The sequence below is a fragment of the Kitasatospora sp. NPDC087271 genome (genome assembly GCF_044744605.1).
Classification (GTDB): Bacteria; Actinomycetota; Actinomycetes; order Streptomycetales; family Streptomycetaceae; genus Kitasatospora.
Window position 1 is genome coordinate 70795 of the sequence record NZ_JBIUYQ010000025.1, and the last position, 20126, is coordinate 90920.

General features: G+C 73.6%; 18 protein-coding genes. 12 read left to right on the forward strand and 6 right to left on the reverse strand.

Annotation, left to right across the window (positions count from 1 at the left end):
- The first annotated feature begins 5 nt into the window (after nt 1-5).
- Nucleotides 6-1082 (forward strand): hypothetical protein, encoded by a 1077-nt coding sequence (locus ACIO9K_RS31280; protein ID WP_400334943.1) that lies wholly within the window; start codon nt 6-8, stop codon nt 1080-1082.
- Nucleotides 1083-1173: 91 nt separating this feature from the next.
- Complete coding sequence (locus ACIO9K_RS31285) at nt 1174-1731, forward strand: GNAT family N-acetyltransferase (RefSeq protein WP_400334945.1); 558 nt, start codon at nt 1174-1176, stop codon at nt 1729-1731.
- Nucleotides 1732-1818: 87 nt separating this feature from the next.
- Here the strand turns inward: ACIO9K_RS31285 and ACIO9K_RS31290 are convergent, their stop codons facing one another.
- Nucleotides 1819-2202, reverse strand: coding sequence for a DUF5955 family protein (locus ACIO9K_RS31290; protein WP_400334947.1), 384 nt, complete (start codon nt 2200-2202; stop codon nt 1819-1821).
- Nucleotides 2203-2227: 25 nt separating this feature from the next.
- Nucleotides 2228-4027 carry a hypothetical protein gene (locus tag ACIO9K_RS31295; protein ID WP_400334949.1) on the reverse strand — a complete coding sequence of 600 codons (1800 nt, stop codon included), beginning with the start codon at nt 4025-4027 and terminating at the stop codon, nt 2228-2230.
- 291 nt (nt 4028-4318) lie between these two features.
- Between ACIO9K_RS31295 and ACIO9K_RS31300 the strand changes: the two genes are divergently transcribed.
- The 3 genes from ACIO9K_RS31300 to ACIO9K_RS31310 all read left to right on the forward strand — a co-directional run bounded on the left by ACIO9K_RS31300 (nt 4319) and on the right by ACIO9K_RS31310 (nt 6539).
- On the forward strand, nt 4319-5587 hold the full coding sequence (locus tag ACIO9K_RS31300; RefSeq protein ID WP_400334951.1) for a sensor histidine kinase: 1269 nt from the start codon (nt 4319-4321) through the stop codon (nt 5585-5587).
- The gene (locus tag ACIO9K_RS31305; protein WP_400334953.1) at nt 5584-5712 is read left to right on the forward strand and encodes a hypothetical protein; all 129 of its coding nucleotides are present in this window, start codon (nt 5584-5586) and stop codon (nt 5710-5712) included. The genes ACIO9K_RS31300 and ACIO9K_RS31305 overlap by 4 nt, the downstream gene beginning before the upstream one ends.
- A 179-nt stretch (nt 5713-5891) precedes the next feature.
- Nucleotides 5892-6539 (forward strand): Pr6Pr family membrane protein, encoded by a 648-nt coding sequence (locus ACIO9K_RS31310; RefSeq protein ID WP_400334955.1) that lies wholly within the window; start codon nt 5892-5894, stop codon nt 6537-6539.
- Between the two features lie 86 nt (nt 6540-6625).
- Here the strand turns inward: ACIO9K_RS31310 and ACIO9K_RS31315 are convergent, their stop codons facing one another.
- Together ACIO9K_RS31315 and ACIO9K_RS31320 are read right to left on the reverse strand one after the other, a co-directional pair.
- Nucleotides 6626-6997, reverse strand: a complete 372-nt coding sequence (locus ACIO9K_RS31315; protein ID WP_400334957.1) for a toxin Doc — start codon at nt 6995-6997, stop codon at nt 6626-6628.
- Between the two features lie 25 nt (nt 6998-7022).
- Nucleotides 7023-7235 carry a hypothetical protein gene (locus ACIO9K_RS31320; protein WP_063351004.1) on the reverse strand — a complete coding sequence of 71 codons (213 nt, stop codon included), beginning with the start codon at nt 7233-7235 and terminating at the stop codon, nt 7023-7025.
- A gap of 335 nt (nt 7236-7570) precedes the next feature.
- Here ACIO9K_RS31320 and ACIO9K_RS31325 point away from each other — a divergent pair, with 335 nt between their 5' ends.
- Entirely contained in the window at nt 7571-9004 is a 1434-nt protein-coding gene (locus ACIO9K_RS31325) for a S41 family peptidase (protein ID WP_400334959.1), read from the forward strand.
- Between the two features lie 43 nt (nt 9005-9047).
- On the opposite strand, the gene ACIO9K_RS31330 is transcribed toward ACIO9K_RS31325, so the two are convergent.
- Nucleotides 9048-10655 (reverse strand): ABC-F family ATP-binding cassette domain-containing protein, encoded by a 1608-nt coding sequence (locus ACIO9K_RS31330; protein WP_363585689.1) that lies wholly within the window; start codon nt 10653-10655, stop codon nt 9048-9050.
- 528 nt (nt 10656-11183) lie between these two features.
- Between ACIO9K_RS31330 and ACIO9K_RS31335 the strand changes: the two genes are divergently transcribed.
- From ACIO9K_RS31335 to ACIO9K_RS31350, 4 genes are all read left to right on the forward strand, one after another.
- Nucleotides 11184-12416 (forward strand): trypsin-like serine peptidase, encoded by a 1233-nt coding sequence (locus tag ACIO9K_RS31335; RefSeq protein WP_400334961.1) that lies wholly within the window; start codon nt 11184-11186, stop codon nt 12414-12416.
- 104 nt (nt 12417-12520) lie between these two features.
- A complete protein-coding gene (locus tag ACIO9K_RS31340) occupies nt 12521-14158 on the forward strand; it encodes an ABC-F family ATP-binding cassette domain-containing protein (protein ID WP_400334963.1) in 1638 nt (545 codons plus the stop codon).
- A gap of 173 nt (nt 14159-14331) precedes the next feature.
- On the forward strand, nt 14332-15006 hold the full coding sequence (locus ACIO9K_RS31345) for a nitroreductase family protein (RefSeq protein WP_400334965.1): 675 nt from the start codon (nt 14332-14334) through the stop codon (nt 15004-15006).
- Between the two features lie 140 nt (nt 15007-15146).
- Nucleotides 15147-15767: a GNAT family N-acetyltransferase gene (locus ACIO9K_RS31350; RefSeq protein ID WP_400334967.1), complete on the forward strand. Its 621-nt coding sequence runs from the start codon at nt 15147-15149 to the stop codon at nt 15765-15767.
- Nucleotides 15768-15872: 105 nt separating this feature from the next.
- Here the strand turns inward: ACIO9K_RS31350 and ACIO9K_RS31355 are convergent, their stop codons facing one another.
- Nucleotides 15873-16826, reverse strand: coding sequence for an aldo/keto reductase (locus ACIO9K_RS31355; RefSeq protein WP_363625232.1), 954 nt, complete (start codon nt 16824-16826; stop codon nt 15873-15875).
- A gap of 507 nt (nt 16827-17333) precedes the next feature.
- Between ACIO9K_RS31355 and ACIO9K_RS31360 the strand changes: the two genes are divergently transcribed.
- Together ACIO9K_RS31360 and ACIO9K_RS31365 are read left to right on the forward strand one after the other, a co-directional pair.
- A complete protein-coding gene (locus ACIO9K_RS31360) occupies nt 17334-17930 on the forward strand; it encodes a choice-of-anchor C family protein (protein ID WP_363625230.1) in 597 nt (198 codons plus the stop codon).
- Between the two features lie 612 nt (nt 17931-18542).
- The gene (locus ACIO9K_RS31365) at nt 18543-20060 is read left to right on the forward strand and encodes a carbohydrate binding domain-containing protein (RefSeq protein WP_363625228.1); all 1518 of its coding nucleotides are present in this window, start codon (nt 18543-18545) and stop codon (nt 20058-20060) included.
- Nucleotides 20061-20126: the final 66 nt, after the last annotated feature.

The window sequence follows — 20126 nt, forward strand, 5'->3', positions numbered from 1 at the left end:
GGACTATGGAGACCAAGAGCAAGAGCGGGCGTCCCGACGACGCCGTAGGGCTGGCCGACAAGGTCGACGCGGCACTCAGTCGGCGCGGGTTCACCACGCGCGCCCTGCGGGTGCGGTTGACGGCGGTGCTGTTGGCATTCTCCCTCGCCCTGGCAGGGGCGGCGGGCTTCGTGCTGTACCGGCTGACGAACATCGGCGGGCCCGACAGCGTGTGCGACGGAGCGGCCACAGCGGAGCAGGTGCACGACCTGCTGGGGTCCGGACCGATGAGTGAGAACAAGAAGGGCTACTCGGCGACGAAGAACTCCACCGGGAACAGCTGCTCCGTCACGGTCAGCTCCGGCTTGTTCGAGACCTCCAAGAAGGTCGTGCGGTTCACCATCGTCCTCAACACCGCTGACGGCCCGGGCGCATTGGCCGCGTCGGATGCCCGGCTGTTCTCCGGAGAATCGGTTGGCTCGGTCAGCCCGGGCGCCGCGTGGGCCGTGCTCCCCGAGGCGTGCCAGAAGGGCGTGCGTGCCGAGGTGAGCACCAGCGAGGCGGGCCATGACGAGGCCAGGGCCCGCCTGGCCGTGGCCTTCGCCAACAGTGTGGCCAAGGCCCGCTCGTGCGCGGACCGGACACTTCCGGCACCGAAGAGCCTGTCGGCGAAGGCGGCCCAGACGGAACCGGACTGGGCCAACCTCTGCGGCCTGCCCGGGTTCGCACCCGCGAAGAACCCCGAGGCCCAATGGCCCATGCCGCAGCAGGTCACCACCGCGTCCAACCCGATCTGGTCCTGCACGATCGGCGAGGACCCGAGACACGACAGTCGGTCACAGGAATTCACGATCACCACCGAGCCGCGGGTCACCGCCCTAGCCCAGAAGGACGGCAAGGAGCCGTCCGAGTTCGGGCGAGCCAGCTGGGTCGCCGGCGGGACGCTCGTCGCCACCTGTCAGGGCAGGGACGTCTTCTTCACCGTCGGCGGCGGGTACGAACACAGCCTCGAAAGGCCCTTCCTGTTCCCCGACCAGAAGGACCTGATGCGCCAGTTCCTGACCGCCGGGGGCAAGGCCATCGGGTGTGAGCCGATCCTGTAGCCGGGGCGGGTGGGCGGAAATGGTCGGGCGACTGTCGGGGTAATGGCCTATGGTGCGGTAGACCTATTACGCACGACACGGGGGAAGCGCCATGACCACCACCGGACACGCCACCGGACCCGCCACCGGACCCGCCACCCGCACGATCGTCACCGCCTCCGAGCGGCTGGTCCTCGGCCGGCCCCAGGAGGGGGACGTGGAGGCGGTGTTCGCGATCCACGGGGATCCGGAGACCAACCGCTACAACCCCAACGGGCCCCACCGCGACCGGACGGCGAGCCGGGAGATGCTGGACGGCTTCGTCGCCGACTGGGCGCGGGACGGGGTGGGGTACTGCACCGTGTCCACCCGGGAGGAGCCGGAGGCGGTCATCGGGTTCGCCGGGCTCTACCTGCACACGCTGGACGGCGAGCGGGTGTTCAACCTCTACTACCGCTTCCGGCCGTCCGCCTGGGGCCTGGGCTACGCCGCGGAGGCGGCCCGGGCGGCGATGGCGGAGGCGCTGCCGCGCTTCCCCGGCGTGCCGGTGGTCGCCCTGATCCACCCGGACAACGTGCCGTCCCGCCGGCTCGCCGAGCGGCTCGGGCTGCTGCCGGACCCGGACGGCCGCACCGACGACGAGGGCCGGCTGATCCACCGGACGGCCTGAGCCCAGGGGCCGGGCCGAGGAGCCGGGCGAGCGGGCGAGCGGACGGGCGAGAGGCCAGAGGACGGGCGAGAGGCCAGAGGGCTGGCCTCAGAACCAGGGGGCGGCGGCCGAGGTCAGGGCCCGCAGGCCCTCGGTGAGGGCCGCCGCGGCCCCGAGGGCGCCGGTGAGCGTGAAGACGGCGCGCCTGACTCGGCCGCCGTCCGGCTGCCGGCCCTCAGGGGCGGCAGCCGCCAGCTCGTCGAGCGCCTGCCCGGCCACCTCCGCGGCGGCGGGCGGCAGTTCGTCCGGGGCGAGCGCCCGCAGCCGCTCGCGCAGCGCGTCCGCCGCCGCGAGCAGGGCGCGCAGTTCGGGTGCCTCGCCCGGGGTGGGGGCGGTCTGCTGGTGGGTGTACTCGGCGCGGGCGTGGCTGCCGCTCTGCACGATGCCCGTGACGTTCCCGGTGATGCTGATCCCGTGGCCGTCGTCGTTCACGCTGTTCCCCTGTTCCTGGTGCCGTTCAGTCCTGCCGGGTGCCGCCGACGCGCGGCGCCGGGGTGGTGAGCGTCCGGTACGAGGCGTTGGCCGCGTCCCCGGTCTGCACGACGCCGTGGACGTCGCCGTGCACCTGCACGCCGTTGTTAATCACCACGTGCTGCAACCGCTCCGCCCCGTCCGTCCGGTAGCCGTGGTCCCGCAGGCAGTCGCGGACGGCCGACACGATCCGGGCCCTGACGCACTTCACGTACCGCTGGACGTCCATCTCCTGGAACAGTTGCTGGTACGCGCGCTCCGCTCCCAGCTCCCGGACGGACAGCGTGGGGCCGTGGTCGACCAGCCGGTTCTCCCGGCACATCCGGGCGTAGCGGAGCGCGTTGCGCCCGACGGCGCGCCGGCTGCGCGCGGCGCGGCGCAGCACGCCGACCGAGCCCGCCACCAGAGCGGGCAGCGCCGCGAGGGACGCCGCGCAGAGGCCGAGCCAGTCGCCGAGATCGGCGGGCGGGGCCGCGGTGTCGATCGCGTGGTAGGCCCGCGCGATCGGCGGCAGCACGAAGGCCCTGCTCTCCAGGAACAGCTGCCCGCCCTGGAGTTGGGCCCGCACGAACACGGTGACGACGATCTCCTCGCGCCAGCCCGCGACCCGCACCGCCAGGTAGTGCCGCAGCCGTTCCTCGGCGGCGAGGTCGACGCTCTCCACCCACCAGTGCTCCGGGTCCGGCCCGCCCCCGTTCAGCGCGGCGGCGCAGTGGGCCGCGTACGGGGCGAGGGCGGCGAACGCGGTGCCGGGGCCGTGGCCGCACCAGTCGGCGGCGGGGCCGAGGCGCTTGCCGCTCTTGAACACGAGGTCGTGCACGGCGATCCCGTGCAGGCGGTCGCCCGGGTAGGCGGGTGTGTCGGCGGCGCCGAGGCGGGCGAGTTCGGTGCGCAGCCGGGCGTGGACGGCCGGAACGGTCAACGCCCGTGCGGTGGCCGCCGGTTCCGCCTGGGCCTCGGGCAGCGGGTCGTCGGGCAGCAGGTCGTCGGCGAAGGACCAGTGGTCGATCTCGATCCCGGCGCCGACGAAGGGCGCGTAGTCGCTGTAGACGACGTCGGGGTCGGCCTGCTGCCGCGCGAGCCGCCGGTACAGGTCCTTGCGGAGGGGGTCCTCGGGGGCGGCGGCCCGGCCGGTGCCGAGCTCGTACAGCGTCTGTTCGAGCCGCCGCCGGCCGGCCAGGGACACCGCGAACCAGACGGCCAGCAGGGCGGCGATCCAGTGCCACCCGAGCACCTCGGCCGCGCCGAGCAGGCAGCCGACGGCCAGCCAGTTGCCGGTCCGGCGGCGCCGGGGCCGGTCGGACCGGATCAGCCAGGCCGCCACGAACACCAGGGGGACGGTCAGTTGCAGCAGCCAGAGCCGCAGCAGCACATCGAGCGCGTGCGGCACGTCGGTCTGACCGGACGCCATGAGGGAGACGGCGCCGCACACCGCGAGCACGGGCAGCACGGCCGCGGTCAGCAGGACCAGCACCGCCCGCCCCACCGCCTGCCGCCGCGCCGCGTAGCACTCCTTGAGCACCGCCGCCAGGTCGACCCCGGGGGTCGGCGGCGGTACCCGGTACGGGTGTTCGGCGAGTTCCTCGATCACCGCGTCCCGGAAGGCCGGGTCGAGGTGCGCTCCCGCCCGCAGGTAGGCGGTGGCGTCGCCGCGCGGCGCGCCGGTCTGGGCCTGGATGAGCTGCTGCAGCGGGTCGGGCACCGTCGGGGCGACCGGTGGCAGGGGCGGGTGCGGGTGCGGGTGCGGGTACCGAGGCGGCGGTACCGGTACGGACGGTTCGGCCATGGCGGTGTCCTCTCCCGTCCACCTGCGCGTCTCGTGAGGCGTGTGTCCGGGTCAACGACGCTCCCCCGGCCCGGGAGGAGGGTCGCAGGGCAAGATCCCCCTGGAGGGGGAGGGGGACCGTTCGCCGGGTTGACGCGTCGGCCCGGGGGGCGGCGGGACCGTGGACGGCATGAGGACCAGGGAGGACGCGCGGCGCCGGCCCGGGCTACTGCCGGCCCCGTCGGCGGGCGCGGTGGCGCCGGCCGGACGGGCGGCCGCGGGCCGCGCACCCGCTGACGCAGGGTCATCCGGGTGAACACGGGGGCGGGCGGCCGGATGCGGCGGGCGGCGGGGGCGCTGCTGGGGCGGCGGGCCCGGCTGCGCTGGGTGCACCTGGTGCTGGGCGGCGCGCTGCTGATGCCGTACTGGCTGCTCTCGGTGGTGATGCTCGGGGCGCTCAACCCGGACCAGGGGCAACTGCGCCAGACGCTCCTGCAGCTCACCGCGCTGTTCACCTCCCTGCCGATGGCCGCCGCCACCGCGCTGGTGCCGACCGTACGGGCACTGGAGGGGGCCGCGGCCCGGGCGCTGTGCGCGGCGCAGCGGCCCGAGGAACTGGCCGCTGGGCCGGCCCGCTCGTGGGCGGCGCGCCGACGCACCGCGCTCTGGTACGCGCTGCACCTCTTCTTCGGCGGTGTGGTGGCCGGGATGACGCTCGGCGGGACGCCGTTCGCGGTGGTGCTGCTGCTCTCCTTCACCCGCACCGAGGATCTCGCGAGGTACTGGGAGGGCCGCTTCCCCGGCTGGATGCTCACCGGCCCGGCGCTGGGCCTCGCCCTCCTGCTGCTGATCGTCGCCACCAGCGCCGGCTGCGGCGCCCTGCTGGCCCGCTGGGCGCCGGCCCTGCTCGGCCCGACCCCGGAGGAGCGGCTGGCCGCCGCCGAACGCCGGGCCACCGTGCTCGCCCAGCGCAACCGGCTGGCCCGCGAACTGCACGACTCGGTCGGGCACGCGCTCAGCGCGGTCGGCATCCAGGCCTCGGCAGCCGCCCGGGTGCTGCGCACCGACCCGGACTTCGCCGCCGAGGCAATCCAGGCGATCGAGCGGACCACGCGAGCGGCCGTCGCCGAACTGGACGCCGTGCTCGGACTGTTGCGCGAGGAGGAGGCCGACGCCGACCGGCCCGCCGGGCCGACGCTCGGCGGGCTGGACGACCTGCTGCGCCAACTCGCCCGCACCGGCGTGACGGTGGACGCCGAGCTGGCCCCGGGCCTGGCCCGGCTGCCCGCCGGGGTCTCCCGGGAGGCGTACCGGATCGTGCAGGAGGGCCTGACCAACGTGCTGCGGCACGCCGGGCCCGCGCCGGCCGGACTGCGGGTCGTCCTGGCCGGGGGCCGGTTGGAGATCGAACTCACCAACCCGCTGGGCCCCGCCCGCCCGAGCCGCCCTGGCGGCGGGCGCGGGCTGCGCGGGATCGGGGAGCGCGCGACCGCCCTGCGCGGCGGGAGCACGGCGGGGCCGAGCGAGGACGGGACGACGTGGCGGCTGGCCGTCTGGCTGCCGGGGGGAGGGACACGATGAACGAGGACGACCACGGCGAAAGCGCGCACGGCGAAAGCGCGCACGGCGAGAGCCGCGACGGGGCCCGCGACGGCATCCGCGTGGTGATCGCGGCGTACGAGTCGGGCTTCGTCCTGCCGGGTTGAGCCGAGGGGGCCTCAGGGGCCGACGGGGCCGTTGGAGTCCAGCCGGGCTGCGGAGTCCGGCGGGTCCGGCCCCGAGCAGGACCGTTTCTTCCGTCCCCCCGCTACCTGCGAGTAGAGTGCGGCGTTCCCCCTTAGCCGTCCGATACCTCCCGTATCGCCTGAAACGAACTGGTGGCCGCATGACAGTCCGGACCCGCCCCGCGCTGTGGTGGCGCATGGGCATCGTGCTCTCGGCGGGCCTCGGCCTGACCCTCGGAACCGCGCCGCTGGTGTTCTTCACCGTGCAGAGCAACGTCATCGTGCTCGGCTACTTCATCGGCGCCGTGTACTGGATGCTCAAGCGCGACACCGTGGACGCGCCCGCGCCCCGGCTGCGCGGCGCCGCCACCCTGTACATACTGATCACCGGGCTGGTCTCGCACGTCCTGCTCCAGCACGGCGCCAACCCGCTGCCCGGGCTGGTCAGCGGGCCGGACAAGCTCGCGCACTGGTCGTCGTTCTTCCTGCACTACGTGACGCCGGTGATGGTGATCGCCGACTGGCTGGTGCTGAAGCCGCGCAACGCGGCGGCCTGGAAGGACATCTCGCTCTGGCTGGCCTTCCCGCTCGGCTACGCGGCGATCGTGCTCGCCCGGAACGCGCTGTTCGACGACTACCCGACGCCCTACCCCTACTTCTTCTTCGACCCCACCACCAAGGGCTACGGCTACGTCTGGGGCCAGATAGCCCTGCTGACGGTCGAGTTCGTGGTGCTGGCCGCCGCCGTGGTCGGCCTGGACCGGCTGGGCACGCTGGTCGCGGGCAAGCTGAGGTCCGCCAAGTCCTGAATGCCCGGGCGCAGTTGGCGCCCTTCCCGGGGTCGCCCTCTCCCGGGGGCTCCCTTCCCGGGTGACCGTCCGCGCGGCGGCCGGCCTCAGATCCGCCAGGAGCGGATCCGGTCGGCCGCCGCGAACACGTCCGCCCCGCCCGCCGCGATGTCGCGGGCCAGCTCGACCAGCGCCCCGTACGGCGGGTCGATGCCCTCCTTGGCCGCGTGCATGTACGCGGCCGTCGTCATGCAGGCGTACAGGTTGTTGCGCACCGGCAAGGGGCGCAGCAGCACGATGGTGTGCATCAGGGTGGCCGCGCACCAGGCGGCGTCGGCGTCGTGGCCGAGTTGCGCGGTGTTCACCCGGTGCCGGGCGACGGCGGCCTGGAGCGCGGAGTAGTCCCGCACGCTGAGGTCCTCCGGCGAGGCCAGCTCCTGCACGTCGAGCAGCCAGCGCAGGTCGACGTGGAGCGGCATCATCCCCGCACCCCCGCCGCGCCGTTCACGCCGCCGGCGCGTCCTCCGGGAACGCGGCGTCGAACTCCGCCCGGTGCGACTTCCAGAACGCCACCGCGTGGTCCACGAACACCCGCCGCTGCTGCTCCCGCACGCTCAGGTCGTGGATGTACGCCTTGATGCTCTTGCCGTCCGCGGCGGCGGCCTCGCGGATCGCGGCGAGCTCGTGCTCCGTGTACTCGATGTTGAGCGCAGGCATGGCGCCGATGGTACTGGAGCGCACCGGAGTTGGGACCACCGACGGAGGATTTTCACCCACCGTCAAAAGGGTTTGCTGTCGATACCCCCACGGAGTGGTTTCGGCGGAGCCGCGGGTAGCCCCGAAGTCGGGCGGGGGTCGGGCGCGCGGGATGACGCCGGGGCGGTGGGGGCCGCCGTAGCGTCGGGGGCAAGGCGGCGGAGCGGTTCCGCGGGGGAGGCCGGGCGGTTCGGCGGAGGCCGGAGATGACGCGCAGGGCAGTGGGCAGGGCCGCAGCGAGCAGGACGACGCCGAGCCGGGCGACGCCGAGCCGGGCGACGGCGAGCGGGGCGGCAGTGGGCAGAGCGGCGGTCGGCAGGGCGGTGGCCGCCACGGCGGTGGCGCTCGCGACGACGGTCACGGTGGCGGCGCCGGGGGTGGCCGCGACGCGGGCCGACGGCCAGGACAGGCGGGGCAGGTCCCTCCAGGGGGTCTGGCAGATGGACGGGTACGGCCTGGTGGCCGTGGTCTCCGGGAGCAGCCTGGCCACCTATGACGTGACGACGCACAGCTGCGTGCCGGGGTGGATCACCGGGACGCAGGACGGCGCCCCCGGCCGGGACGGCACCGTCCGGTACGTCCTGGGCGACAACGCCCTCACCCTCACCCCGCAGCCGGGCGGGCGCCGGGCGATCGACGTCGAGGAGGGCGGGACGGGCACCAAGACGCTGCGTCGCCTGGACGCGCTTCCGGCGCTGTGCACCCGGCCCTCCCCCAACGACCCGCTCGCGGTCTTCGACCGGTTCTGGGAGACCTTCGAGGAGAACTACCCCTTCTTCGCCGCCAAGGGGATCGACTGGCACGCGGCCCGCGACGAGCAGCGCGCGAAGATCACTCCGGCGACCACCACCGACCAGCTCCAGCAGATCTTCATCGACCTGCTGACCCCGCTCAAGGACGCGCACACCAGTCTGGCCCGGGTGACCGGCACCGGCCCGACCGGCGTCTACTCCGGCCGGCGCGACGGCTCGCTGAAGTCGACGCCCGCCCTGCGGGACGCGGCCCGCAAGGCCGTCGACGCACAACTGACCGGCCCCGAACAGGAGTTCGGCGTCAACGCGCAGGGGGTGAGTCGGCTGGGCGTGGGCCGGCTCCCGGACGGCGTCGGCTACCTGCGGGTGAGCGGCTTCGACGGTTACGCGACCGGCGGATTCGCCGCCCAGGCCAAGGAGCTCGACCGGGCCCTGGGCGCCCTGCTCGCCGACCCCGACCGGCTCAACGGCCTGGTGATCGACGTCCGGCTGAACGGCGGCGGCTCGGACGCGCTCGGGCAGCAGATCGCCGCCCGGCTCACCGAACGCCCGTACGTCGCCTACCGCAAGGTGGCCCGCGACGACCCGGCCGACCCCACGAAGTTCACCCGGCCACAGCCGGTCGTGGTGCGGCCCGCGCGCACCGAGCACTTCACCGGCCCCGTCGCCCTGCTCACCTCCTCGCTGTCGATCAGCGCCGCCGAGACCTTCACCCAGACCCTGATGGGCCGCTCCCCGCACGTCGTCCGGATCGGCGAGAGCACCCAGGGCGTCTTCTCCGACGTGCTGGTCAAGACCCTCTCGCCGGACTTCATGGTGGTACTGCCGAACGAGAAGTACCTCACGCCCGACGGCAGCACCTTCGACGGCCCCGGCATCCCGCCGGACATCCGCACACCGGTGTTCACCGATGAGGAGTTGGCCGGGCTCAAGGACTCCGCCCTGAGCACGGCCCGCCGCGTCCTCGCCGAGCAGTAGCGGCCGCGTCGCGGGCGAGGCCGCCCGCGACGTACCGGTCCCCCTACATCGGATCCACCCCCCGCAGTTCGCCGTCCAGCTCCAGCCACCGGGTGAGGCCCAGGCCGCGCAGGAACGGCACGTCGTGGCTGGCCACGATCAGCGCGCCCTGGTAGGCGGCGAGCGCCTGGGTGAGCTGGCGGACGCTGGCGAGGTCCAGATTGTTGGTCGGCTCGTCGAGCAGCAGCAGCTGCGGCGGCGGGTCGGCCAGCAGCAGCGCGGCCAGGGTGGCCCGGAACCGCTCGCCGCCGGAGAGGGTGGCGGCGGGCTGGTCGGCCCGGCCGCCGCGGAACAGGAAGCGGGCCAGCCGGGCACGGATCGCGTTGTCCCCGGCGGCGGGGGCGAACAGCTTGACGTTCTCCGCCACGGTCAGCTTGTCGTCCAGCAGGTCGAGCCGCTGCGGCAGGTGGCGCAACGGCACCGGCGTGCTGACCTCGCCCTCCAGCGGGGCGAGTTCGCCCGCGATGGTGCGCAGCAGGGTGGTCTTGCCGGAGCCGTTGCGGCCGACCAGGGCGATCCGCTCGGGGCCGCGCAGGTCGAGGTCGGCGGTGGTGCCGTAGGGCAGCCGGACCTTCTGCAGGGTGAGCACGGTGCGCCCGACCGGGACGGCCGTGCGCGGCAGGTCGATCCGGATCTCGGCGTCGTCGCGCACCGCCTCCTCGGCGGCGGTGAGCCGCTGCCGGGCCTCCTCCAGCCGCTCGGTGTGCATGCCCTGGAGCCGCCCGGCCGTCTCCTGGCCCTGACGTTTGAGCTTGCCCGCGAAGATGTGCGGGTCGTTGCGGGTGACCGAGCGCTTCTTGCCGTAGCTGGCGCTGCGGTCCAGCCGGGTGCGGGCCTCGGTCAAGTCCCGTTTCTGGCGCTCGACGTCGGCCTCGGCGTTGCGCAACAGCCGCTCGGCGGTCTCCTGCTGGGCGGCGAGGGTGCGCTCGTACTCGGCGAAGTTGCCGCCGTACCAGGTGACCGCGCCGTCCCGCAGGTCGGCGATCTGGTCGACGTGCTGGAGCAGTTCGCGGTCGTGGCTGACGATCAGCATGACGCCGTGCCAGCCGGCGACCGTCTCGTAGAGCCGCTCCCGGGCCGTCCGGTCCAGGTTGTTGGTGGGCTCGTCGAGCAGCAGGACGTCGGGGCGGCGCAGCAGCAGGGCGGCGAGGCGCAGCAGGACGGCCTCGCCGCCGGAGAGCTCCCCGGTGGTGCGGTCGAGGCCGAGGCGGTGCAGGCCGAGCCGGTCGAGGGTGGCGCGGGCGCGCTCCTCGACGTCCCAGTCGTCGCCGACGGCGTCGAAGTGGCGCTGGTCGGAGTCCCCGGACTCGATGGCGTGCAGGGCCTCACGGGTGGCCCGGATGCCGAGCGCCTCGTCCACCCGCACGGTGGTGTCCAGCGTCAACCCCTGCGGCAGGTAGCCGAGTTCGCCGTCGACCCGGACGGTGCCGCCGGTCGGGGTCAGCTCGCCGGCGATCAGCCGCAACAGGGTGGACTTGCCGGCGCCGTTGAGCCCGATCAGGCCCGTGCGGCCGGGGCCGACGGCGAGGTGGAAGCCGTCCAGGACGGGCTTGCCGTCGGGCCACTCGAAGGTGAGATCGGTGCAGAGGACGGCGGTGGTGGGTTGTGCCATGGAGGGCCTCCCGGGTGGTTGCCGAAGGGAACGATGAGCAACACGGGGAGACACCGCGGGTGCGGGCCGGTACGGCCGGGGGAGGGCGGGGCGGATCCGGATCAGCCGGATCGGGCTCGCCACGGGGCCGTGACTGAGGTCGCACACTCGCACACCGCGCGGCGAAGGGCCTGCGCGGCGGGGGCGGTGTCTCGGGACCTCAGTAGAGCAACGGCCTTCTCCTTGTCTGGCGGGTGACTCCGTCCACGCTACGCACGGCGCCGGACCCGGGCAACCGAATTTCGGCGCGCCGGGAAGCACCCCTGGACACGCGTCGGGAAGCGGCTCGCCCGACCGGATTCCGGGCGCCCGGAGGAGGGCGGGTGCCGGTCCGGTGCCGATCCGGTGACGGCCCCGCCCCAGTCCGGGGGTGTGCGTAAGAGGCCTTTATCCGCATGGCAGACTCCTCCCCTGCCACGCCTGCGGCTCCCCGGAGCCGTACCCGAGGAAGGGGTCGCGTGGCGGTTATTCACAGGGGGATTTGAACTCATGTCACCGATGTACCGGCCGAACCGTGCCGTCCTGGGCGCCTCCGTCGCCGCGCTGACCGTGCTGGCCGCGACCGCGTGCGGCCCGGACAACAGCGACCCGGTCACGGCCCGGACCACGGCTCCGACGGTCGCGGCCGGCGCCACCGGCAAGCCGGGCGCGGCGCCGATCAAGCTGCCGACCGCCGAAGAGCTGAAGACCTGGAAGTTCGAGGACTGGGACAAGTGGGCCCAGCAGAACGTGATCACTCCGGCGGTCAAGGGCTACTGGACCCTGCAGCGGATCCTGAACGCCAAGCCCAAGCCGATGCCGCAGCCGCAGCCCGACCCGGCGCTGCCGCCCGCCCAGCCGACCGGCGCGGCCCCGGCCCAGCCGACCTCGAAGCCGGCCGCCCCGGCCCCGGCGCAGCCCACCACCGCCCAGCCCCCGAGCACCGGCGACGCGCTGCCCACCGTCATCGAGGCCAAGCCGACCCAGCACCCGTTCGCGAAGAACCTGCACGTCAACGGCAAGCTCTTCTTCAAGGACGGGAACGAGGACTACGTGTGCTCCGGCACCGTCGTCTCCGACCCGGCCAACCCCGGCAAGAGCAACCTGGTCTGGACCGCCAGCCACTGCCTGAACGGCGGCAAGGGCGGCACGTACTACACCAACATCTCCTTCGCCCCGGCCTACAACAGCAACGGCCTGCTGAGCGGCGGCAAGCAGGCCAACGAGACCGACGCCGAGCCGTACGGCGAGTGGGGCGCGACCGCCGGCATGGTCTCGCCGCAGTGGTCGGCCGAGGCCGACCCGGAGCACGGCGGCCCGTGGAGCCAGTACGACTTCGGGATCATCAAGGTCGCCAACCCGAGCGGCGACGGCAAGTCGCTGGAGGAGACCGTCGGCGGCTCCGTGCCGATCTGGTTCAACGCCCCGCGTGAGCAGCTCAGCAGCGTCAGCGCCTACGGCTACCCGGCCGGCAAGCCGTTCGACGGCGTCGAGCTGGACCACTGCGACAGCGGGAAGCCGGTGAAGAAGACCGGCGACCCGAGCCGCCCGGCGATGCTGATGATCGGCTGCAACATGACCGGCGGCAGCAGCGGCGGCGGCTGGGTCGCCGCCAAGGACGGCAAGCCGGCCCTGGTCAGCGACACCTCGATCGGCAACGGCGCCAGCACCTGGGAGGCCGGCCCGTACCTGGACGACGTGGCGGCCCGGATGTTCGACTACTTCTCGAAGAAGTCCAAGTGACCTCCTGACCGGCCCGCGCGGCCGGTCCCCGGGGTCGCGGCAGCCGCGCCGCGGCCCCGGGCTTTTCCGCCACCCGGCCCGCTCCTCCTACAATCGGGCTCATCATGAGCGCCACACTCGTAGTCAAGGACCTCGCCGCCGGTCACGGCGAACGCACCCTCTTCTCCGGCCTGGACCTGGTCGTCGCCCCCGGTGACGTGATCGGCCTGGTCGGCGTGAACGGCGCCGGCAAGTCGACGCTGCTGCGGCTGCTGGCCGGGCTGGACACCCCCGAGGGCGGTTCGCTGCGGCTCAGCCCGGCGAGCGCCAACATCGGCCACCTGCCGCAGGAGCCGGAGCGGCGCGAGGGCGAGTCGGTGCGCGACTTCCTGGCCCGCCGCACCGGCGTGGCGGCCGCGCAGACCGCGCTGGACGAGGCCACCGAGGGCCTGGTCGAGGGACGCCCGGGCGCCGACGACGCGTACGCGGCTAGCCTGGACCGCTGGCTGGAGCTGGGCGGCGCCGACCTGGAGGAGCGCGCCGAGGAGGTCGCCGACTCGCTCGGCCTGAAGGTCTCGCTCGACCTGCCGATGACGGCGCTGTCCGGCGGCCAGGCCGCCCGGGCCGGCCTCGCCTCGCTGCTGCTCTCCCGCTACGACGTCTTCCTGCTGGACGAGCCCACCAACGACCTCGACCTCGACGGCCTGGAGCGGCTGGAGGCCTTCGTCAAGGGCCTGCGCGCGGGCACCGTGCTGATCAGCCACGACCGCGAGTTCCTGGCCCGCACCGTCACCAAGGTGCTGGAGCTGGACCTGCACCAGCAGCAGGTCAACTTGTACGGCGGCGGCTACGAGGCGTACCTGGAGGAGCGCGCGGTGGCCCGCCGGCACGCCCGCGAGGAGTACGACGAGTACGCCGACACCAAGGCCGGGCTGGAGGCCCGGGCCCGGATGCAGCGCGGCTGGATGGAGCACGGCGTGCGCAACGCCCGCCGCAAGTCCTCCGACAACGACAAGATCGGAAAGGCGCAGCGCGCCGAGTCGACCGAGAAGCAGGCCTCCAAGGCCCGGCAGACCCAGCGGATGATCGAGCGGCTGGACGTGGTCGAGGAGCCGCGCAAGGAGTGGGAGCTGCGGATGGAGATCGCCACCGCCCCGCGCTCCGGCTCGGTGGTCGCCACCCTGCGCGCGGCCGTCGCCCGCCGCGGCGACTTCGCCTTCGGCCCGGTGGACCTCCAGATCGACTGGGCGGACCGGGTCGCCATCACCGGCGCCAACGGCGCGGGCAAGTCGACGCTGCTGGCCGCCCTGCTCGGCCGGCTCGAACTCGACGGCGGCAGCGCCTCGTTGGGCTCCGGCGTGGTGGTCGGCGAGGTGGACCAGGCGCGCGGGCTGTTCCTCGGCGGCGAGCCGCTGGCGGACGCCTTCGCCGCCGCCGTCCCGGAGTTCACGCCGGAGGAGGTGCGCACCCTGCTGGCCAAGTTCGGCCTCAAGGCGGTGCACGTGAAGCGCCCGGCCGGCACCCTCTCCCCCGGCGAGCGCACCAGGGCCGCGCTGGCGCTGCTCCAGGCGCGCGGGGTCAACCTGCTGGTGCTGGACGAGCCCACCAACCACCTGGACCTGCCCGCGATCGAGCAGTTGGAGGCGGCGCTCGGCTCGTACACCGGGACCCTGCTGCTGGTCACCCACGACCGGCGGATGCTGGACACCGTCACGGTGAACCGGCGGATCGAGGTCCGGGACGGGCGGGTGCACGAGCTGTAGTCCCATCCGGCAGGGCGGCCCCGCCGGGCGGCCCTGCCGGATGGACCCGCCGGATGGCCCTGCCGGATGGCCCTGCCGGATGGCCCTGCCGAATGGACCCGCCGGATGGACCTGATCTGCGGATTGGTCTCGACCTCTTCCCGGCGCGGCCGTCATGTGCTGTGCTGTCGGCCATGGTTGACAGTGCAGTGGCAGGGACGCCCTACCCGACCGTCCCCCTCACCCCGATGACGGTGCCGGCCCACGAGGCCGAGGCCCGCAGCAGGTCCTTCCACGACGTGATGGCGCAGCGCCGGACCGTCCGCGACTACGCGACCCGCCCGATCCCGGACGGGGTCGTCGAGTGGGCGATCCGGACCGCCAACACCGCGCCCAGCGGTGCGCACATCCAGCCCTGGCGGTTCGTGGTGATCACCGACCCGGAGCGCAAGCGGCGGCTGCGCGAGGCCGCCGAGGCCGAGGAGCGCGAGTTCTACGCGCACCGGGCGTCGGAGGAGTGGCTGGCCGCGCTGGCGCCGATCGGCACCGACTGGCGCAAGCCGTTCCTGGAGGACGCGCCGGCGGTGATCGTGGTGTTCGAAGTGCACAAGGGGCCCGATTCGCCGCGGCCTTACTACACCAAGGAGTCGGTGGGGATCGCGGTCGGGCTGCTGCTGGCCTCGCTGCACCAGGCCGGGCTGGCGACGCTGACCCACACGCCGAGCCCGATGAAGTTCCTCAACGAGGTCTGCGAGCGCCCGCTGGAGGAGCGCGCCGCGTACGTCATCCCGGTCGGCTACCCGGCCGAGGGGGCGCGGGTGCCGGATCTGCGGCGCAAGGAGCTGGACGAGGTGCTGATCCGGCTCTGACCGCCGGGCGTGTGCGCGCCCCGGTGCGCCGGGGGTGCGGCCGGGCGCGCCGGGGTGTGGCGGGGACCGGTGAGAGGCCTGGTGGGAGGCCGTCTGGAATTCATTGGTGACAGGTCCCGGCCAAGGACATAATCGCGGCCATGAGCCACCCGCAGTCACGGTCCTGCAAGTACCCGCCCGCCCCGCTCCACGTGCCCGCTCCCACCGCCGTCACCGCCGGGCGGCCGCCCGAGGAACTGCGGCTGCCCGGCGGGATCTCGCTGCTGCGCCGCCGCAGCACGCACGCGGTGGCGCTCAACAAGGCCGTCCGCGCCAACCTGGACCACCTGCGGCCCTGGATGGAGTGGGCGGCCGAGCCCCCCACCCGGGCGCAGACCGCCGAGCTGGCCCGGGCCGGCTCCCTCGCCTGGGAGGCCGGCACCGACTTCATGTACCTGGTCGGCCTGGACGCCGAACCCGGCGGCGTGGTCGGCGCCCTCGGCCTGCACGGCCGGATCGGCCCCGGCGCACTGGAGATCGGCTACTGGGTCGCCGCCCGGCACGCCGGCCGCGGCATCGCCACCACCACGGCCGGGGCGCTGACCGAGGCCGCCCTGGCGCTGCCCGGCATCGCGCGGGTGGAGATCCACTGCGACGAGGCGAACGGCGCCAGCGCGGCCGTCCCGCGCAAGCTCGGCTACCGGCTCGACCGGGTCGCCGAGGCCGCCGTCCGGGCTCCCGCCGAGACCGGGCGGCAGCTGATCTGGGTCCGGGAGGCCTGACGGCGTTCCGAGGCGGGGCCGGCGACCCGGGCGGCCCGTGCCGCTCGGCACCGCTCGGCACCGCTCGCCGCTCAGCACCCCTCGCCGTTGAGTACCGCTGGCCGCTCAGTACCGCTCGCCGGTCGGAGTCGGCAGCGCGTCCAGGTCGGCCAGGTCCGCAGCCGAGAGCACGACCTCGGCCGCGCCCGCGTTGTCCACCAGGTAGCGCGGCGTCTTGGTACCCGGGATCGGGAAGACGTACCGGCCCTGCGCCAGCACCCAGGCCAGCGCGACCTGCGCGGGCGTCGCGCCGATCCGCTCGGCGACCTCCTTGACCCTGCCGACCAGTGCCAGGTTCTCCTTCAGCGCGTCCTGCTGGAAGCGCGGCAGCCGGCGGCGGAAGTCGTCGGCGGGCAGTTCGTCGAAGGAGGCGATGCTGCCGGTCAGGAAGCCCCGGCCGAGCGGCGAGAACGGCAGGAAGGCGATGCCCTGCTCCTCGGTGTACGGCAGCACCTCGGCCAGCACGTCCCGGGTCCAGAGCGAGAGCTCGGACTGCACGGACGCCACCGGGTGCACCGACTGGGCCCGCTTGATCTCCTCGACGGTCACCTCGGAGAGCCCGATCCGGCGGGCCTTGCCGGCCGCGACGGTCTCGGCGAGGGCGCCCCAGGTCTCCTCGATCGGGACGGCCGGGTCGACCCGGTGCAGCTGGTAGAGGTCGACGTGGTCGGTGCCGAGGCGGCGCAGGCTGTCGTCGATCGAGCGGCGCACGTGCTCGGGGCTGCCGTCGCGGGCCGACTGGCCGGACCCGCCCGGGACGATGCCGACCTTGGTGGCGAGGAAGGCGCGTTCCCGGTACGGGCCGGCCAGCGCGGCGCCGACCACCTCCTCGTTGGTGTAGGGGCCGTACATGTCGGCGGTGTCGATCAGGGTGACACCGAGGTCCAGCGCCTGCCGGATCACCCGGACGGAGTTCTCGTCGTCCCGGTTCCGCACGTCGTAGGCCCAGGTCATCCCCATGCAGCCGAGGCCGATGACGCCGGTCTCCGGGCCGTTGGTACCGAACGTGGCGTTGCGCATGACGGTGCTCCGATCGTGGTGGTGTGCTTGGCCGCTCGCGGGGTGCTGCGGTGGATCAACGCGTCCAGCTTTCACCTTGGAGTGCACTCAAGGTCAAGCCCGTCCGGACGCGCCTCGGATCCGCCTCGGATCCGCCTCGGATCCACTTCCGATCCGCCGACCGCCAGAGGGGCCGTTGATCGTATGAGCGGCCCTCGGCTCACCCGGGGGTGGGATGCGCCCGAGGCGCAGGCGGAGCGCGTGCGACGGACTTCACCACCATGCGCGCGGACACGACCATCCGAACCGTGCGTTCGCACCACGGCCCGCCGCCGTGCGGGCGCAGGCCGGCCGCCCGGCCGGCACCAGGTGATCACCCGTCAAACCGGCGCGTGGGAGCCCGTCGGCGGAACCTCCGCACCACCGGGCGCCATCCGCCCGGTCTTGGCAGGGCTCACGGCGACGGCGGACCCTCTGGGCACAGCCGATCATCGGCTCATCCAGTCGTATCCCGTTGGGGAGGAACCCATGACGTTCTCGCGCACCCGCCTCGCCGCCGTCGCCGTGATCGTGGCCGCCGCCACCGCCGTGACCGTCCCGGCGCAGGCCGCCGGCGGCCACCGCGCCCTCAGCCGCTTCGACGACGGAAGCTTCGAGTCGCCCAAGGCCCCGGCGAACAGCTTCGCCGAGTTCGGCGCCGGACAGACCATCGGCCCGTGGACGGTCACCACCGGCAGCGTCGACCTGATCGGCGCCGGGTTCTGGCAGGCCGCCGAGGGCGACCAGTCGGTGGACCTCAACGGCGCCACCACCGGCGCCGTCGCCCAGTCCTTCACCACCGTCCCGGGCGCCACCTACTCCGTGACGTACGCGCTGGCCGGCAACACGTCGGCCGCACCGACCGTGAAGACCGGCCGGGTGCTCGTCGACGGCCAGGACTTCCAGGACTTCTCCTTCGACATCACCGGCAAGACGCCGACCAACATGGGTTACGTGGGGCGCCAGTTCAGCTTCGTCGCGCGGAACGCCTCCACCACGCTGACCTTCGCCAGCACCAACGCGGGCGCGGCCGGCCCGGTCGTGGACGACGTCCAGGTCAAGGAGTGCAAGCCGTGCTGCGGGTGATCCGCTGAACCGCCAGCCCGCCCGCCGGTTCGAGACCAGCGGGCGGGCCTTCTCCTCCTTGCCGACCGTTGTTTCCCCCTCGCTTAAAGTGCTTCACCCCGCACGGCGAACCCTGACAGGGTCAGTTACCGGAAGAGCTACGCCGAAGCCGAATGGGACGCTCAGGGTTCGCTGACCCGGACCATCGGCGCGGGCGCCATCACGGCAAGTGCCATCAGCGGCAAGTGCCATCAGCGGCAACGGAATCGTGGGCGGGACGGCGTTCGTCGGGTCGACTCCGGGGCCCGGCCTTCACCGCCGTCGCTTTCGCGGCCGCCTCCTGCCGGGAGCCGAAAATCCTCCTGCCAGGGCGCCGGAGGTCAACAGGGGTGCCGTCCGAGGGCGCGGATCGGTGTTCCAGGAGCGGGATCCCGGAGCCTTAAACCGTTCCTAAAACCTTCCCACAGCGGGCTTCCGATGCCCCGGAAGTGCTTGACGTGCACAGCTGGTCTAGTCCAGTTTGATGCTCAGCACCGCGCTCCTCCCCCGCACCGGACCAGCCCCCATGCTGCCGCCCGCCCCGCGTATCCCCCTTCGCGGCGCGGGCGGCCCCACGTCCCGAGAGGCACCCCCATGCCCAGCGCGCCCCAGCCCGCCCCCACGCACCGCCGCCCCGCCGGTCGCACCAAGCTGCTGAGCCTCGCCGCCGCCACCGCGCTCGCCGCCGGCGGCCTCGCCACGCTCGCCGGGAACGCCGGCGCCGCCGACGGCAACCTGCTGGCCAACCCCGGTCTGGAGAGCGGCACGCTCAGCCCGTGGAGCTGTTCCGGCGGGACCGGCAGCGTCGTCAACTCCGGTGCGCACAGCGGCAGCTACGCTTTGAAGGGGGCGGTCGGCGCGAGCGACACCGCACAGTGCGGCCAGACCGTCACCGTCCAGCCCAACACCACGTACAACCTCAGCGCCTGGGTGCAGGGCCAGTACGTCTACCTGGGCGCCACCGGCAGCGGCGTCACCGACCCGGCCATCTGGACGCCGGGCGGCGCCAACTGGCAGCAGCTGTCCACCAGTTTCACCACCGGCCCGGCCACCACCAGCGTCACCGTCTACCTGCACGGCTGGTACGGGCAGGGCGCCTACCTCGCCGACGACATCACGCTCACCGGCCCCGGCGGCGGCAACCCCACCACCCCGCCGCCCACTTCGGGCACCCCGACCGGCGGCCCCACCGGCACGCCCACCGGCGGCCCGAGCACCCCGCCGCCGAACGTCGCCGTCCCCGTCGCGCCCTACATCGACATGGGCGCCTGGCCCACCCCGTCCATGCCCGACATGGCCAAGTCCGGCAACCTCAAGGCCTACACCATGGGCTTCGTCACCGGCGTCGGCTGCAAGGCCAGCTGGTTCAACGCCTACGACCCGCGCACCGGCTGGGCCAAGGACCAGATCGACGCGCTGCGCGCGGCCGGCGGCGACGTCAAGCTCTCCTTCGGCGGCGCCAGCGGCACCGAACTCGCCGCCGCCTGCACCACCGTGGACTCGCTGTTCGCCGAGTACGACGCCGTGGTCAACGCCTACAACCTGCGCTACGTCGACTTCGACATCGAGGGCGCGGCCATCGCCGACACCGCCTCCAACGACCGCCGCTCCGCCGCGCTCGCCAAGCTCCAGCAGGCCCACCCCGGCCTCAAGGTCTCCTTCACCCTGCCCGTCCTGCCCGAGGGCCTGACCGCCGAAGGCGTCGCCATCGTCAAGTCCGCCCGCGACGCCGGGGTCGCCGTCGACCTGGTGAACATCATGGCGATGGACTACTACCGGACCGGCACCGACTACGGCAACGCCGCCGTGCAGGCCGCCCAAGCCCTGTTCGGCCAGCTCAAGGCGCTCTACCCGGCGAAGACCGACGCCCAGCTGTGGGCCATGGTCGGCGTCACCCCGATGATCGGCGAGAACGACGACCACCAGATCTACAACCAGGCCGCCGCCCAGCAGTTGGTGACCTTCGCCCGGCAGAACCACCTCGGCCTGCTGGCCTTCTGGGACGCCACCCGCGACGCCAACGCCTGCACCGGCGGCTCGCTCTCCAAGTGCACCAACATCGCGCAGCAGCCGTACGAGTTCGCGAAGATCTTCGCCCAGTACGCGGGCTGACCGCGCCACCCGGGCCGACCCCCGCCTCGGCAGGGGTCGGCCCGGTGCCGAGGGCGTTCCTCAAGG